The sequence below is a fragment of the Arcticibacter svalbardensis MN12-7 genome (assembly GCF_000403135.1).
GTDB lineage: Bacteria > Bacteroidota > Bacteroidia > Sphingobacteriales > Sphingobacteriaceae > Arcticibacter > Arcticibacter svalbardensis.
In genome coordinates, this window is the sequence record NZ_AQPN01000002.1 from 18,073 (window position 1) to 32,556 (window position 14,484).

General features: G+C 38.1%; 20 protein-coding genes. 1 reads left to right on the top strand and 19 read right to left on the bottom strand.

All coding sequences use genetic code 11. The features are described from left to right. Positions 1-16: 16 nt before the first annotated feature. From ADIARSV_RS00380 to ADIARSV_RS00425, 10 genes are all read right to left on the bottom strand, one after another. Complete coding sequence (locus tag ADIARSV_RS00380; RefSeq protein WP_016193345.1) at positions 17-793, bottom strand: F0F1 ATP synthase subunit B family protein; 777 nt, start codon at positions 791-793, stop codon at positions 17-19. 7 nt (positions 794-800) lie between these two features. Then, the gene (locus tag ADIARSV_RS00385; protein ID WP_016193346.1) at positions 801-1,070 is read right to left on the bottom strand and encodes a F0F1 ATP synthase subunit C; all 270 of its coding nucleotides are present in this window, start codon (positions 1,068-1,070) and stop codon (positions 801-803) included. A 19-nt stretch (positions 1,071-1,089) separates the two neighbouring features. Next, on the bottom strand, positions 1,090-1,791 hold the full coding sequence (locus ADIARSV_RS00390; RefSeq protein WP_040298587.1) for a F0F1 ATP synthase subunit A: 702 nt from the start codon (positions 1,789-1,791) through the stop codon (positions 1,090-1,092). Next, a complete protein-coding gene (locus ADIARSV_RS00395; protein ID WP_040298588.1) occupies positions 1,788-2,078 on the bottom strand; it encodes an ATP synthase subunit I in 291 nt (96 codons plus the stop codon). The genes ADIARSV_RS00390 and ADIARSV_RS00395 overlap by 4 nt, the downstream gene beginning before the upstream one ends. A 14-nt stretch (positions 2,079-2,092) precedes the next feature. Continuing rightward, on the bottom strand, positions 2,093-2,383 hold the full coding sequence (locus ADIARSV_RS00400) for an AtpZ/AtpI family protein (protein ID WP_016193349.1): 291 nt from the start codon (positions 2,381-2,383) through the stop codon (positions 2,093-2,095). Position 2,384: 1 nt separating this feature from the next. Continuing rightward, positions 2,385-2,768 carry a F0F1 ATP synthase subunit epsilon gene (locus ADIARSV_RS00405; RefSeq protein WP_016193350.1) on the bottom strand — a complete coding sequence of 128 codons (384 nt, stop codon included), beginning with the start codon at positions 2,766-2,768 and terminating at the stop codon, positions 2,385-2,387. Between the two features lie 15 nt (positions 2,769-2,783). Next, entirely contained in the window at positions 2,784-4,235 is a 1,452-nt protein-coding gene (atpD, locus tag ADIARSV_RS00410; RefSeq protein WP_016193351.1) for a F0F1 ATP synthase subunit beta, read from the bottom strand. A 15-nt stretch (positions 4,236-4,250) separates the two neighbouring features. Continuing rightward, positions 4,251-4,994: a polyphosphate kinase 2 gene (gene ppk2 / locus ADIARSV_RS00415; RefSeq protein ID WP_016193352.1), complete on the bottom strand. Its 744-nt coding sequence runs from the start codon at positions 4,992-4,994 to the stop codon at positions 4,251-4,253. Then, positions 4,994-5,194: a hypothetical protein gene (locus tag ADIARSV_RS00420; RefSeq protein ID WP_016193353.1), complete on the bottom strand. Its 201-nt coding sequence runs from the start codon at positions 5,192-5,194 to the stop codon at positions 4,994-4,996. Before ADIARSV_RS00420 ends, ppk2 begins: the two co-directional genes overlap by 1 nt. A 173-nt stretch (positions 5,195-5,367) precedes the next feature. Next, on the bottom strand, positions 5,368-5,727 hold the full coding sequence (locus tag ADIARSV_RS00425) for a cupin domain-containing protein (RefSeq protein ID WP_016193354.1): 360 nt from the start codon (positions 5,725-5,727) through the stop codon (positions 5,368-5,370). A gap of 383 nt (positions 5,728-6,110) precedes the next feature. Between ADIARSV_RS00425 and ADIARSV_RS00430 the strand changes: the two genes are divergently transcribed. Beyond that, a complete protein-coding gene (locus ADIARSV_RS00430; protein WP_040298589.1) occupies positions 6,111-6,674 on the top strand; it encodes a helix-turn-helix domain-containing protein in 564 nt (187 codons plus the stop codon). 17 nt (positions 6,675-6,691) lie between these two features. On the opposite strand, the gene ADIARSV_RS00435 is transcribed toward ADIARSV_RS00430, so the two are convergent. The 9 genes from ADIARSV_RS00435 to ADIARSV_RS00475 form a co-directional block, all read right to left on the bottom strand. Further along, positions 6,692-7,294 (bottom strand): hypothetical protein, encoded by a 603-nt coding sequence (locus ADIARSV_RS00435; RefSeq protein ID WP_016193356.1) that lies wholly within the window; start codon positions 7,292-7,294, stop codon positions 6,692-6,694. A gap of 89 nt (positions 7,295-7,383) precedes the next feature. Continuing rightward, positions 7,384-7,959, bottom strand: coding sequence for a Crp/Fnr family transcriptional regulator (locus ADIARSV_RS00440; RefSeq protein ID WP_235048337.1), 576 nt, complete (start codon positions 7,957-7,959; stop codon positions 7,384-7,386). A 712-nt stretch (positions 7,960-8,671) separates the two neighbouring features. Continuing rightward, entirely contained in the window at positions 8,672-8,830 is a 159-nt protein-coding gene (locus ADIARSV_RS22050) for a FeoB-associated Cys-rich membrane protein (RefSeq protein WP_016193359.1), read from the bottom strand. A gap of 160 nt (positions 8,831-8,990) precedes the next feature. Continuing rightward, positions 8,991-9,752 (bottom strand): phosphate ABC transporter ATP-binding protein PstB, encoded by a 762-nt coding sequence (gene pstB, locus ADIARSV_RS00450; protein WP_016193360.1) that lies wholly within the window; start codon positions 9,750-9,752, stop codon positions 8,991-8,993. After that, positions 9,745-10,590, bottom strand: a complete 846-nt coding sequence (gene pstA / locus ADIARSV_RS00455; protein ID WP_016193361.1) for a phosphate ABC transporter permease PstA — start codon at positions 10,588-10,590, stop codon at positions 9,745-9,747. Before pstA ends, pstB begins: the two co-directional genes overlap by 8 nt. Further along, complete coding sequence (gene pstC / locus ADIARSV_RS00460) at positions 10,587-11,477, bottom strand: phosphate ABC transporter permease subunit PstC (protein WP_016193362.1); 891 nt, start codon at positions 11,475-11,477, stop codon at positions 10,587-10,589. Before pstC ends, pstA begins: the two co-directional genes overlap by 4 nt. A gap of 13 nt (positions 11,478-11,490) precedes the next feature. Beyond that, positions 11,491-12,321, bottom strand: a complete 831-nt coding sequence (locus ADIARSV_RS00465) for a PstS family phosphate ABC transporter substrate-binding protein (RefSeq protein ID WP_040298592.1) — start codon at positions 12,319-12,321, stop codon at positions 11,491-11,493. 121 nt (positions 12,322-12,442) lie between these two features. After that, positions 12,443-13,255 carry a DUF6544 family protein gene (locus ADIARSV_RS00470; RefSeq protein ID WP_016193364.1) on the bottom strand — a complete coding sequence of 271 codons (813 nt, stop codon included), beginning with the start codon at positions 13,253-13,255 and terminating at the stop codon, positions 12,443-12,445. An 11-nt stretch (positions 13,256-13,266) separates the two neighbouring features. Continuing rightward, positions 13,267-14,385, bottom strand: a complete 1,119-nt coding sequence (locus tag ADIARSV_RS00475; RefSeq protein WP_016193365.1) for an Acg family FMN-binding oxidoreductase — start codon at positions 14,383-14,385, stop codon at positions 13,267-13,269. Between the last annotated feature and the right edge of the window lie 99 nt (positions 14,386-14,484).

Below are 14,484 nucleotides of genomic sequence, written 5' to 3' on the forward strand. Positions count from 1 at the left end.
AGTTGTTGGCATATCGTTATTCCTTATCTGCTTTTAGGGATTCTTTTGCACTTGAAGCAATGCTTTTTTCGAGTGAACTTATATACGCAGCAAAGCTCCAGGAGAGTTTATAACCCTTTGTAATTAATTCGATGCCACCTATTATTTTGGGATCCGTTTCAAATATATACTTCACATCGGGGCCAATCAGATCTTCTATGGCTGTTTTGATACTTTGTTGTTCTTTTGAAGGGAGGTCAAAAGCACTTTTTATGGATAATGGTGCTGAGCCTGAATCAAAAGCATCGATAAATTGTTTTTTGTCCTTTTCTGTTATTGCTTTTATGTTCCTGATAAAAACATGAACTGTTTGTTCCTCCAAATTAGTGGAGGCAAGTTCGGAAAGAACCTTTTGGGTAATTGATAAGACTTCGTCCTGTGTCTTTTGCATCAACTGTTTATTTAAACTTTCCTGTAATTCTTTTGAGGCTTCTTCTAGTTTAAGCTTTAAAACTGCTGCATCAGCTTTTGTGGTATCCATTAACTTTTGACGCTCAGTTTCAACATCGCCAGTTAACGCGTCCATCATTTTCTTTTTATGTCGATCAAAATCATCATTTTTCTTTTTGAATTCAGCCTGTTCACTTTTGGCCTCAGCTTCTTTGCTATTTGCATCAGTAAGCTTAGAAGCTATTTTTTTTTCACGCTCATCAACAGCCTGCAGAATTGGCTTATAAAGATATTTTTTCATCAGCCACACCAAAATCAGGAAATTGATGATCTGGGCTATTACCGTGAACCAGTTAATTTGCATGATGTTACTATTTAGTGATGATGAACGTCCAGAACGGATTTGCGAATATTAAGATCATTGACACCACGAAACAATAAATTGCCGTTGATTCGATCATCGCCAGCCCGACAAATAAGGTTCTGGTTATAGTTGGTGCAGCATCTGGCTGCTGGGCAATCGAACCCAAAGCGGTAGCTACTGCTTTTCCTTCGCTCAAAGCGGGAAACATACACCCGATACTCGTTGTAAAACCTGCAGTTATAATTGAAGCTATTGCTATTGATGATACATTATCCATCTTTTAATCCTCCTTTAATTTAATTAGTGTTTTTATTTATTAATTTTTTCTTCTTAATGCTTTCCTGTACTGCTGCAGCAATATAAACTGTAGCCAGGATACTGAATATATAGGCCTGTACCATACCTGTAAGCAGTCCGAGCGCTTTCATAACGATCGGTATAAATATTGGTGATATGCTTAGTAAAATGGCGATGATCATCCCACCACTCATGATATTACCAAACAGCCTGATGGCCAATGCCAAGGTCCGCGATGCCTCACTGATGATATTAAAGGGCAGCATAATAAAAGTTGGCTCGATATAGGTCTTCAGATACCCAAGAAGGCCGCTTTTTTGAATACCAAAAAAGGGAACTGCCAGAAATACCGAAATAGCCAAAGCAGCCGTAGTGGAGAGCGATCCGGTTGGGGGCTCATACCAGGGCAGGATTATCCAAAAATTGCACATGGCTATAAACAAAAACAAAGTACCTATAAAGCCGATATACTGTTTAGGGTTTCCCAGGCCGACTTCCTGTATCTGATCTTTTATCCCGGTTACAATCATTTCCAGTATACATTGCCAGCGAGAAATTTTATGCGTAGTTTTCAGTTTACGTGTCACCAGTTTTGCCCCGATAACCATAAATAACATAATGCCCCAGGTAGTAACTATGGTGAGGTTAATGGTGATAAACCCATGACTCCAAAAGACAGTCTGATCAGGAGTTAAATTCATAGCTGACTTGTTTTTGCTGATACGGTTTGTTTTTGATCAAGCCTACCGGTGATCCGCATAACCAAAAATCGCGCTATTATAAATCCGGATACAGCTATAACCAATTTTTGCCAGTTTCCTTGTGCAACAAAATAAAACCCTGTTAAAACAATAACGGTTCGGGTAAGGGAACTGAGGAGTATCCACATTGCAGGATAACGAGTTCCCATTGTCTTTTTTACAGTGAACCAAAGCCCGCCAAAGAATATCATTCCTAAAACTATACCACTTATCAATGCTATGATCATAACTTATAGATTTTTTAATCTTGTTTAATTACCCAATTCCACGCGATCAAACAGCCGGCTAACAAACCTGAGATTAAACAGGTTAACGTCCATGAAAAGGATTGGGGATAATTTTTATCAAGCCATATTCCACCGATCGTACCTAAAAACGTCGGTACCGCTACCGACCAGCCAATCATTCCGAACATGCCCAGGCCAAACCATTCTGCTCTTTTATTCTCAGCAAGTGCCTTTAGTTTTCGGTTTTCCTTTTCCGAGATTAGCCGCTTAAAACTATCGGCATCATCCTTTCTTAATTTATCCATTTTATACCTGTTGAAATTTCTTTAGCCTGGATAGGAAGCCAGTTTCTAAACTTGATGCCATATACCTGACTTTTTCCTGATCGGCACTTATGTTTTTGAACTCGTTTTGGATGGTATCAGCAAGTTTGCCCAACTCAACGCCACCTACGGCATTTCTTACGGAAACCATTATCTGGTCACCTGCTTTTACCAGCAATCCTTCGTCCACCGCTATATAATGTACCTTATCAGTTTTATAAGCTAATATACCCGGAACCAGAACCACAATGCAGTCCAGCCTTTGCGGCAAGAAACCGAAAGAGCCTTCGCTTGTTTCCGCCACAACGCTACTTACGTTTTTTATTTCGGCAAAAACTTTATATGGCAACAAGATCTTTATATCCATGCTATTTTCTATTGCTTAACTACCAGCGTGGACAGGTATTGCTGCATCTGCTCCATCCTTCTTGTCCTTATTCTTTAAAGCTTCATCAATATTCCCAATCATATAAAAAGCATTCTCAGGCATATCTTTAAACTCATCTGCTAGAATGCGTTCGCAACCATCCAGCGCATCTTTTAAGCTGACCACTTCACCTTTGACGCCGCTGAATTGCTCCGTAGCGAAAAATGGTTGTGTCAGAAAACGTTCCAACCGTCTTGCCCGGTTAACTACGAGCCTGTCAACAGTAGATAATTGCTCCATGCCAAGCATGGAAATAATATCCTTAAGGTCTTCATATTGTGCCAGTGTTTGCCTAATCTGTTGGGCAAGTTTATAATGCCTATCTCCGATAATACCGGGAGTAGCCATTTTGGAATTGGATTGCAAGAAATCGATAGATGGATAAAGCCCTTCACTTGCTCTTTCCCTAGAAAGCACGATTGTTGCGGAAAGGTGCGAAAAAGCATGAACTGCAGCGGGGTCTGTTAAATCATCTGCAGGTACATATACCGCCTGAATAGAGGTGATAGCTCCAGCATCAGTATTAGCAATACGTTCTTCCAGCTCAGACAATTCTGTTTCCAACGTAGGCTGATAACCCAGGCGGGACGGCATCTGCCCCATAAGGCCGGATACTTCCATACCTGCTTGTATAAACCTGAAAATATTATCAATCAATAATAGAACATCCTTATGCTCATCGTCACGAAAGTATTCTGCCATCGTTAAAGCGGCATGACCAACGCGAAACCTGGCGCCTGGAGGCTCATTCATTTGCCCGAACATCATGATCATATTTTCAAGTAAGCCGGCGTCTTTCATAGCCCCATAAAGCTCATTACCCTCGCGACAACGCTCTCCAATGCCACAAAACATGCTGACTCCTTTATTCTGACCAACCATATTATGGATCATTTCAGTTAGTAAAACCGTTTTTCCAACACCTGCACCTCCAAATAACCCCGCCTTTCCTCCACGCTCCAGTGGAATTAAAATATCAATAGCCTTAATCCCCGTTTCAAAAACCTGCGATTGGGTAGAACGTTTATCCAATGCTGGCGGAGCCTGATGTATATTTCGTTTTTCGCCTTCTGCTAAGGGTTTTAAATGGTCAATAGTGTTACCAAACACATCAAACATTCTCCCCAATGTCCGCTTCCCTACAGGCACTTTTAACTCTTCACCGTTAGTCGTTATTACTGTACCCCGGGCTAGTCCCTGTGTTGGTGTTAATGCAATACCCCTAACATGGCGATCGTCTAGTTGCGCCAATACCTCTATGGAAATTTCCTGATGTTCACCGGCATGAAGCAAAGTATAAACAGCAGGCAGAGGATCATCAAACCAGGCATCTATAACGCTACCCCTTACTGAGACAACTTTGCCATAGTTTAATACCTCGTCATTCTTTTTTAAAGCTGCTTTCATTTTCTTGTGATCATTTTAGAAAAGCTTTTCTTTTATATTTTCAGGTGTAGCAGGATAAATCAAGTCGCTGGTGTCCGCTAATGCCTTTTCATCCTTGTGATGATATTCGCAATGCTGCAGCAAATGACTGATCAAACTGATACGAGTTTCATGTTTCTCGTCCGCCTTAACAATATACCAGGGTGCATGGTCAAAACTGGTTTTCAAGAGCATTTCGTCCCTGGCGTCAGAATAATCCTTCCAATGTTTACTTGCAACTTCATCAATAGGGCTTATTTTCCATTGTTTTAGGGGGTCTTTACGCCGATCTTCCAGTCTTTTTTCCTGTTCATCTTTACTGATATCCAGATAATATTTGAAGATAATAAAACCTGCATTAACAAGTGTTTCCTCAAACAATTCAACTTCCTTAAAAAACGACTTGTATTGTTTAGTTGTGCAAAACTTCATTACTTTTTCAACCCCAGCCCTGTTATACCAGCTTCGGTTGAAAAGAACAAATTCTCCGGAAACAGGTAGATGAGCCGTATACCGCTGAAAATACCATTCATCTTCCTGCCTGTTGGATGGTTTACCTAAGGCCACAACAATAGCTTCACGAGGACTCAGGTGTTTAACTATCCTTTTAATGGTGCCGTCTTTACCCGCTGCATCCCTGCCTTCAAGTATCACGACAAGCTTGAGTCCGGATGCGATAATCTCTTTCTGCAGTTTGACCAGCTCAATGTAAAGTCCATGCAATATTTCTTTATTTTTCATTATTTTAACATCGGTAAATGGCGATAACTATCTTCTTCGAAAAGTTGACTTTGATCTATGTCGGCTTTATTGATGTCCAAGAACACCAAACTGTCGCTCCACTCTATTTTCCTGATATGAACAATCGGTATGTTTACTTTTTTGCCACCGAACCAGTTATGAGTATCTACCACAATACCCACAACTTGCCAGGTTTCCATCTTTACATGCTAAACTCTTTCACCATAAATGTCGGGTTTTAACACAGGTGGATATTACATAAATCCAACCAAAAGTTACATTATTCACACCCTAAAAATAAAAAAGACAAACATTAAAATAAAATGCATTGAACCCTGATAAAAGCTGATGACCACTATTTTAGATCTTAACATTATTCATAACCACTTTTGATAATGGTTTGAATCATTTTGAACCGACCGTTGGGCCTGATAAAACTAGAAAGATGAGCCGGAATAACGATACCCTGCCCGGATTTAAGTTGATTAGAAACCCGGTCGATAACAATTTCCGCGTTCCCTTCAATGATCTGCACAAACGAATCAAAAGGAACCGTCTTTTCAGTCAATCCTTCCCCGCTGTCAAAGGACATGATGCTAATATTTCCGGTCGGCTTTTTAATAATATTTTTCATAACTATGGCATTGGGTACATATTCGATGATCTCAACGATCATGTGCGGCTTTGCTTTTTCAATACTATCAGGCTCAGCCTGTTTGTATTTTTGATCCATAATCCGTTTTGTTAATTAAATAAATTTGTATGCATCATGCGTTACCGGTTAAAATATTTAATCACAGTAAAAAATACCGATAACAGTATAAAGGTGAGGTTCTATTTCTAGGGAGAGTTACATAACTTAAGTAATAAGTTACATTATTCACACTTGTTAAACCGACATGTACCTTATTGTAGGTTACTGGAATATTTATGTTTTTTTTTAAATAAAACATTTTCCATGGTTTCTCGCTTAAACTAATGTATTCAATACAATAACTTGAAAACCAAAACTCTATTCTCTCCTCATTATCATAATAAGATCTATACTAATAGAAGGCGGGATTTGAAATCTTTTTCAACTACAGCACTATGCTAATTTAATCAACAGATAATATCATGAAACTTTACGTCAGAAATATGGTGTGTATCCGTTGCAAAATGATTGTCAAACAAGAATTAAAAAAGCTTTCCTTGAATTATGTAAACGTAGAATTAGGTGAAATTGAGATTATGGAGAAAGTTTCTCCTGCCCAATTGGAAGAACTTAGTGTTGCACTTTTGAAGTATGGTTTAGAGTTAATGGATGACAGAAAAAGTATCCTGATTGAAAAAATTAAAAAGGTCATTGTGGAGCTAATCCATTATTCTGATGAGCCGGAAAAAATTAATTTTTCTGACTATCTCAGTGAAAAATTAAATCATAATTATACCTATTTAGCCAATTTATTTTCTGAAACAGTAGGAATAAATATAGAGCATTATATCATCATGCACAAAATAGAGCGAGTCAAAGAATTGTTGGTTTATGATGAGTTATCACTCACCGAGATATCTTATAAATTACACTATAGCAGCGTCGCTCATTTATCAAATCAGTTTAAAAAGATAACTGGCTTAACACCCTCCCATTTTAAGAAGTTAAAAGAATCCAGATGTAATGGAATTGTGAATCCCCAATAATCACGTCAAATACGGTTTTATTTTCTCCAAAGTCGGGCTCCTATCCGAATAACTGGTGCTAAATCTGCTCTGGGGATCTTGTAGGTTGTTCCATTAAAATCTGCACTATGTTCACCCCTTAAATAAAGATGCAATCCAGGTTGTAAATACACATAGCGACCAAAAAAGAACTGATAACTTATACCGCCACCAAAATCATTGGTACGAATATTATGTTTAATACCGGAGCTTTTTTGCTCAATACCAAATGTGTGCATTTCCATAAAAGTATAGAGCTCAAGATTTTTCCAAACATTATATCCCAGAAAAAAACCTGGTGATGTTTTATAGAACCTTTTAAAGTCCCCTTTTTTATTCTTCAATCCTGCAGGTTCGGCATCATAATCGCCTCCGTTTATAACACTTGCTCTAAATCTGAATTTTTCATACCGGTATCCCAATGCAAAATGGTAACCACCTGTTAAAAACATAGGAAAAAGACTTTCTACTTCAAAAGCTTGTTTAACAATATAATTGCGTGGATTAGGTTTTAAAAAGGTGCTTTTTAATAAATCACTCTGTGCCTTTAACTGGAGGGTCATAGTAGCGATAATAATAATAAATGCGATGCATTTTTTCATGACAATTATGTTTTGATAATATTATGTCACAAAAATGAGGATCTTGTACTTTTAAATACGCCGCATTTGTTACCAAATTCACCTATTGATCAAATTTCGTTTCGGATTCTACTTAATGATTTAGGATTGATGCCCAGGTAATTGGCAATATGATAAAGTGGAATTCTCTGAAATACTTCAGGTTGCTGCTCAAGTAACTTCACATAGTGCTCTTTTGCTGAAAGCACCTGTAAATCAATGCTTTGTTGCGTGACTTTAATGAATGCCTGCTCAATCAAAATTCTGCCTAATCGCTCTATTTTAGGAATATCATCATACAACTTATTCAAATCCTTACTAGTAATTATCAAGAGCTCAGTATCTTCAATTGCTTTTACATTTAGTAAAGATGGCGAATTATTTAGACGACTATGGTTATCAGTAACCCAATCGCCTTCAAAGGCAAAGTCAGTAGTCATCTCATCGCCATTGTCTAAAGATTTAAAATAGATTAACATCCCAGAGTTAATAAAGGCGATAGATCTACATACCTGCCCTTCAGTTAAAAAACAGCTATTCCTTTTTAGCGTCTCCATTTTAAAAGAACTAAAAATATGCTGCCACTCTTCCTCTGAGAGAGAGATAAATAAACCAACAGACTTTTTCAGTTTTTCTACATTCATCATGCCTTTTGTACTATTAGCGCCTAAACCACTACAGATCGCTCCTATTACAAGTTTAACCTATAACCGCTAAATATTAGCATATAAGAACCCAAATTCATAAAAACTAATAAATCGCTCTTTAAAACTTAACAATTCCTGATCTCTATTAAGCTGTCATTCTAATTTAGATACAGGTTAAGCAAATTTTCTAAAATTTATAGTGGTTGCTTAACCTGTATCTGCAACGAATCGGTATTCCGATTCCTAACCTTCCTCCTGGTTAAATAAATTCAGTAAAACTATCTACTGCTTTATTTTCAATTCTTTACCGGCAATGTCTTCCCAGCAAATGGCCAATATTGCCAAATATCTCCGCTTGTCCCTTTAGGTTACTTGTTTGTTTGTATAGCGATAAGGCTCTGTTGTATAATGTCTTTGATTGATGAAGCTGCTTATTATAGTAATATAAAATTCCCATCTCGCCCATGTTGGCAGCCATAAGATCTTTATTTTTTATAGCACTAATAGCGTATCCGCACGTAGGTAAAAATCAAGTGCCTGCGAATAATAAGTGCCGAATCGGGGTGTTTTTGACTAATCGAACGTAGCGTTAAAAGCTGCGAATCCTGAGCATATGCATTAAAATATAATATGCTAATACCAATAAACAATACTAAAAAAAAATGAATCCTTTTAATCATTGGATTTTACCTTTCTAAATAGCGAACTAAAGCTACAAAGCCTCATCGTCATGTTTATCAGGCCTCAGTTCGGATCGATTCAGATCTTTTTCAAACTTCTTTTCATCCTTTTGGTTTCTGCGGATCAAATAGACGATCAGGGCAACTACTGCTATAAGCACCAGGCCAGCAAAGAAATAACCTATTTCCATAATCCTTTATTATTAGATGCAGAGGAAGGATTCGAACCTTCACATGCTGCCAACCAGCACCCTGCTTGTGGTAATTATCATTTACCGCTGCGAATATACAAGCAGAAACTGAACTCAAACATTACAAAAGATGATTTAACATAAGGTTAATGATGTGTTGTTAACCAAAATGCCCTTTTACATAATTTGCTGTCAAATCATTTTTAGGATCGCTAAACAGTGTTTTTGTATCCCCTTCTTCAATAATCTCCCCCAGATACATAAAAACAGTCTTATCAGCTACACGCTGTGCTTGTTGCATATTATGCGTAACAATGATAATAGTATAATCCTTTTTCAGTTTTACTATTAACTCCTCAATTTTTAAAGTACTCAAAGGATCAAGAGCGGAGCACGGTTCATCCATCAATATCACTTCAGGTCGCAATGAAACAGCCCGGGCAATACACAAACGTTGCTGCTGACCACCTGATAATCGTGTAGCAGGCTTTTGCATCTCGTCCTTCACTTCCTCCCAAATATAACTTTCTTTCAGCGCATTTTCAATAATCGATTGCCGTTTTTCTTTAGGTACATCATTGATTTTTAAGCCGTAATTAATGTTCTCATAGATACTTTTAGGAAAAGGATTCGCTTTTTGAAATACCATCCCTATCCTACTCCGTACCTGTGTCACGGAAAGATCATTTTCATACAAGTCCTGCTGCTCCAACAAAAACTTACCTTCAATCCTGGCATCAGGTGAAAGGTCGTGCATCCGGTTAAAACATCTTAACAGCGTGCTTTTACCACAGCCTGAAGGGCCGATCAAGGCAGTAATCTGATTCTTTGGAAAGGAAACATTAATATTTTTAAGCACCTGCTTATTGCCAAACCACAGATTCACTGAAGATGCGGAAAGTTTGATATCATCTTTATTCATTTTTGCTGTGTTTGTACCTGATGTAAAATGCAGTTAAATTTAATAAGAACACTACGATAATCAGCACAAGAGCAGTGCCGTAGGCAAGTGGTCTGACTTCCTCAATCGCCTGATGCTGCGTAGACAGCATATACAAATGATAAGGAAGCGACATAAATTCCTGATTTATAAAACCGGAAGGATTATTTATATAAAAGGCAACTCCTGTAAACAGGATCGGAGCAGTCTCACCAGCCGCTCTGGATAATGTCAATACCACTCCCGTTAATATGCCCGGTAAGGCAGATGGTAAAACCACATCGACAATGGATTCAAACTGAGTCGCACCAACCGCCAATGCCGCCTCTCGCGTACTGGCAGGGATCCGTCGTAATGCCTCTTCCGTAGTAATGATAATATAAGGCAACGAGAGCAGACCTAATGTAAAACCAGCAGATAGTAAAGATGTGCCCATTTGCAGACCCTGGACAAATAACGCTAAGCCAAATAATCCATATATAATAGAAGGCACACCAGCTAGGTTCCGGATTGAAGCACGAATCAGTCTGGTTACCCAATTGTCACTAGCATATTCGTTCAGATATATGGCACAGCTAATTCCAAAAGGAACAGCAACCAAGGCAGTGATCATCGTTAACAGCACTGTACCTATTATTGCTGGCAGAATGCCACCCTTTGTCATACCTTCCCTGGGCAGTGTACTAACAAATTCCCATGACAATGAAGGAGCACCCTTACTGATCAGATCCCAAAGAATGATGATCAAAAATAAACAAACAATACCTGTGCTCAAGAGTAAGGTTGACCATTCAATAACTGATGTAAGTTTCTTTATCATGCGGAATGGTATTTTCTAAATTTGTTTACATAATGCTCACCCAGCAGATTTACAGCCAAAGTAATTAAAAACAATACGGCAGCAATGGCAAAAAGGGAATAGTAATGGGTCGTTTGGTAAGGTACTTCACCCATTTCAATAGCAATTGTAGCGGTTATAGTTCGCACTGAATTAAAAAACCCTTTCGGAAAAGCAGAAGCATTTCCTGTAGCCATCAGCACAGTCATCGTTTCCCCAATAGCTCGACCAACTCCAAGCATTACCGCGGCTAGGATCCCTGGAGCAGCAGCCGGAATAGTCACATAGATCAATGTTTTCCATTTACTTGCCCCCACTGCATAACTCGCCTCTTTATACATATGAGGCACACCATGTAAGGCATCTTCTGCTACTGTTATAATGGTTGGCAGAGCCATTACAGCAAGTAAAATAGCACCGTTTAAAGCATTTAATCCATTTGGTTGTCCGGTTAATTGCGCAATACCAGGACCTAAAATCACAATTCCTAAAAAGCCGATAGCAACAGAAGGAACCGCTGCCAGCATTTCAATAATAGGTTTTAAAATATTTTTAAGCCTTTTACCTGCATATTCAGAAAGGAATGAAGCAGTTCCTATACCCAAAGGAATAGCAATTACCATGGCACCAAGAGTAACCAGGCAGGTGCTGACTAATAAAGGTAATATTCCATAAGTAGCAGGATTACCTGAAGGATTCCATTGGGTGCCTGTTATAAAATCCATTGGTTTAATCTTCAAAAAGAAAGCTGCAGTATTCCATAGTAGCATGAAAAATATACCGCCAAGAATAGCGATAACCAAAAACCCGGTTGTTTTTACAAGCAATTTTACTGAATGGTCAATACGTTCTCTGGCACGTAACTGCATATGCTTCTTTTTATTAATTTATGATGTAATAACCTGAATCCCGAATGATCTTTTGTCCTAAGGCCCCTTTTTCAAATGCAATAAAAGCCTCTACTTTTCCCCATGATGTTGTAGGAATAAACTGATATAATGGTCTTTGAAAGTAATAAAGGCCAGCATTAATGGCTTCCTTATCCAATGGAGAGATAGCAGGAAGACCCATTTTCTCTGTAATTTTGAGCACTTTTACCGGCTGCTCTGTTCCATCCTGAAGAATATATCCCGCTCCAACATATCCAATACCCGAAACATCCATCTTAACGCCTTCCATGATCTGGGCATTCCCGTTCATTTCTTTTGCATCGCGACTAAACTCGATAGCTAACTTTTTCTTCACAAAGGAGTGTGTACCCGAATTGCTCTGCCTTCCGTAAATATTCACCGGAACATCTTGTCCCGTAACCTTCTTCCAGGTTTTATATTTGCCGCTAAGAATATTACGCAAGCCTTTAACATCAATACTATCCAGAGGGAAATTTTTTTGTACGATAAAGGCAGTTGCATCTTCAGCAAATACAATGGTGCGAAGCTCTATTTTACGAGTTTTAAACAGATTAATTTCTTCTTCATTTAGCGGTCTGGAGGAATTGGCTACATCAGCCTGCCCGTTTAGCAACGAAGCAATACCCAAACCTGATCCTCCACCAGAAATAGCAATGCTGAAATCTGAATTTACCTTATAGAAATTCTCTGCGAGCTGAACAGCTAAATTTACCTCGGTATCAGATCCTTTTACTTTAATAGATTTATTGTTACTACTGCATCCTAAAAGCAATATGACCCACAAGCACCCGAAGTATTTCATAAGGAAGACATTGATTTTTCCAAATGTAATGCGCCATGATTAAGTTTAGATTAAGCTAATGTTAGGGAAAAATTAGCTCATCAAATCGTATACTTGTTTATCAATTAAGCCACATTTATCCTTACAATTTTGAAGGTTTGTTGTACACCAATTTTCTTACATTAAATTTGGCATAACTATGATCACCATCTGTGAGTTTCCATATCGCTTCAGCAGAAGTTGGTACTAGTATCCCATCAAATTCCTTATAGTTATTTAATTTTATCAACCAGGTTTCCAGACCTCCCTCACCTAGATATCTTTTAGTTTCAAGTTGTGTAATCTCTCCAATAGCATTAAAACTTGCAATTAAAAACAGGGAAATATCATTATAATCGAAGGTTAATCGGGCCGTTTGAGCATCTATAGAACTCCAATCTAACCTATCACCTGGTAAAAGATTGGTAGGAAACCAAATGTTCTCGCTAAGCCACCTCAATAACTCGCCCTGATTAAACTTTTCGCCTTTCCCATTGACAATCGTAAAGAGTGATAAAAGAGAGACTTTTAACCCTCCTTTGTCGCTGATATATAGATCACGCGCAGTAAACATGGACGAAACACCTTTCCAAATAAAACCAGGTTTTGCAGTTGTAAAATATTGTTCACCCTTTATGTTGATCCAGTCCTTGTCTAAACCTGTTTTAAACTGCCCATCATGTCTAAGACTAGCGTAACCGATATAAGGTTGTCCCTCTTTAAGAATATGTTTAAAATAACGTTGTACTGGCTCTGGCAAATCAACAACTTGTTGCGATCGAAATACCTGACCAGAAATGTCACCGGACTGAGCAAAAAGTTCTTTTACTTGTTTACTAAATTGAATGGACAAGTTTATCCTACTAACAATCAAAAGAAGAAGGATAAGTCCACATAAAGAAAGTGTGATGATCATAAAATAAAGTTTTAAACTGTACGCATAAACCATTCCACAGGTCTCCTGAGAGATACTGGCTGCGGATAATTTTTAACATACCCTGTACGCAATATAAATTGCACAGGATCACTGACCCCGATGGAAGAATTCAAGCTTTTATCTATTGCCGCTTCTTCTATTATTTGTGTCATTGGATGAATGGCGATACCTCTTTCCCGTATTTTCAACAGCATACGTTGCAATCGCATACCCGTTTCAATTAATGTTACCGGAGAACTGTCATTACTCGTAATAAGCAGCCAGCCAGCAGACTGAGCCACTTGTTCCTTAACAGCATCAATACTTTGCTCCCTGAAACTACTTTTCATCACATCTTCTTTTCCATAAAAGTTTCGCAATACCCAGGCAGGTATACCTTTTATTTCCATGCTGGCTAAAGTAAGTCCGTCGTTATTTTTTTGAGCATCATTACTTGAAAACCTGATCCAGTTTGCCAATTCTTTTTGTGCCGCATTACGGTATGCCTGAATCCTGTTGGCTTCAATGGTCTGCTCATTCAACCATTTACATTCCTTTGCCCTATTCGATATAAAGTACATGAACCCTAATTCCTGTCTAATAAGATAATTCACATCAGCAGTTTTCAATACATCGTTCAAATAGTTAGACCTTACTGTTCTACGGAGTAAAATTTGCGTGGTATCGTATTTAATAACATTGGAAGATTTAACCAATTTTACCACTGCAATAGTTTCATCCTGGTTGCTCTTTGCCAAGATCTCACATTGATATGAATACCCCAAATTACCAGCTGCGTATTCCAGATTCTGGAGAAAAGCACCTATCGATAACAGCGTTTCCCTTTGAGTAGGATCCACACCCGGAAGCCATTTACTTTTATCGTTCCCTATAATCCAGTGATACGGCTCTATGTATTTAACAAACCAAGGTTGTGTATTATGTCCGCTTGGTGCTAATGAAGCTAAATAAAGAATTTCACGTTCATCTTTTTGAAAAGAAATATCCCCTGAAGCGTTTGTTAAACTATTTTCTCTAACAAAATTACTTTTGTCAGTTGACCAATAATAGCCACCGGCTGCTATTACAGTAGTTACTCCTGCAATACTTATAAACTTTCTTCTGTTCATAATTATTAACTGTAGCAATATAATTACTACGGGGTAAAGGTCGAATAATATAATCGTAAAGCGTTGAAATATAAATAAAGGTTCTTATAAAACCGAAAA

Excerpts from the sequence above, each read along its gene's own strand:
- ADIARSV_RS00395 (WP_040298588.1), bottom strand. The coding sequence starts at position 2,078 with ATGATCATAGCATTGATAAGTGGTATAGTTTTAGGAATGATATTCTTT.
- ADIARSV_RS00440 (WP_235048337.1), bottom strand. The coding sequence starts at position 7,959 with ATGATGAATGTAGAAAAACTGAAAAAGTCTGTTGGTTTATTTATCTCT.
- ppk2 (WP_016193352.1), bottom strand. The coding sequence starts at position 4,994 with ATGAAAAATAAAGAAATATTGCATGGACTTTACATTGAGCTGGTCAAA.
- atpD (WP_016193351.1), bottom strand. The coding sequence starts at position 4,235 with ATGAAAGCAGCTTTAAAAAAGAATGACGAGGTATTAAACTATGGCAAA.
- ADIARSV_RS22050 (WP_016193359.1), bottom strand. The coding sequence starts at position 8,830 with ATGGAAATAGGTTATTTCTTTGCTGGCCTGGTGCTTATAGCAGTAGTT.
- ADIARSV_RS00435 (WP_016193356.1), bottom strand. The coding sequence starts at position 7,294 with ATGAAAAAATGCATCGCATTTATTATTATTATCGCTACTATGACCCTC.
- ADIARSV_RS00390 (WP_040298587.1), bottom strand. The coding sequence starts at position 1,791 with ATGAATTTAACTCCTGATCAGACTGTCTTTTGGAGTCATGGGTTTATC.
- pstA (WP_016193361.1), bottom strand. The coding sequence starts at position 10,590 with ATGATAAAGAAACTTACATCAGTTATTGAATGGTCAACCTTACTCTTG.
- pstB (WP_016193360.1), bottom strand. The coding sequence starts at position 9,752 with ATGAATAAAGATGATATCAAACTTTCCGCATCTTCAGTGAATCTGTGG.
- ADIARSV_RS00405 (WP_016193350.1), bottom strand. The coding sequence starts at position 2,768 with ATGGATATAAAGATCTTGTTGCCATATAAAGTTTTTGCCGAAATAAAA.
- ADIARSV_RS00425 (WP_016193354.1), bottom strand. The coding sequence starts at position 5,727 with ATGGATCAAAAATACAAACAGGCTGAGCCTGATAGTATTGAAAAAGCA.
- pstC (WP_016193362.1), bottom strand. The coding sequence starts at position 11,477 with ATGCAGTTACGTGCCAGAGAACGTATTGACCATTCAGTAAAATTGCTT.
- ADIARSV_RS00430 (WP_040298589.1), top strand. The coding sequence starts at position 6,111 with ATGAAACTTTACGTCAGAAATATGGTGTGTATCCGTTGCAAAATGATT.
- ADIARSV_RS00465 (WP_040298592.1), bottom strand. The coding sequence starts at position 12,321 with ATGAAATACTTCGGGTGCTTGTGGGTCATATTGCTTTTAGGATGCAGT.
- ADIARSV_RS00420 (WP_016193353.1), bottom strand. The coding sequence starts at position 5,194 with ATGGAAACCTGGCAAGTTGTGGGTATTGTGGTAGATACTCATAACTGG.
- ADIARSV_RS00475 (WP_016193365.1), bottom strand. The coding sequence starts at position 14,385 with ATGAACAGAAGAAAGTTTATAAGTATTGCAGGAGTAACTACTGTAATA.
- ADIARSV_RS00380 (WP_016193345.1), bottom strand. The coding sequence starts at position 793 with ATGCAAATTAACTGGTTCACGGTAATAGCCCAGATCATCAATTTCCTG.
- ADIARSV_RS00400 (WP_016193349.1), bottom strand. The coding sequence starts at position 2,383 with ATGGATAAATTAAGAAAGGATGATGCCGATAGTTTTAAGCGGCTAATC.
- ADIARSV_RS00385 (WP_016193346.1), bottom strand. The coding sequence starts at position 1,070 with ATGGATAATGTATCATCAATAGCAATAGCTTCAATTATAACTGCAGGT.
- ADIARSV_RS00470 (WP_016193364.1), bottom strand. The coding sequence starts at position 13,255 with ATGATCATCACACTTTCTTTATGTGGACTTATCCTTCTTCTTTTGATT.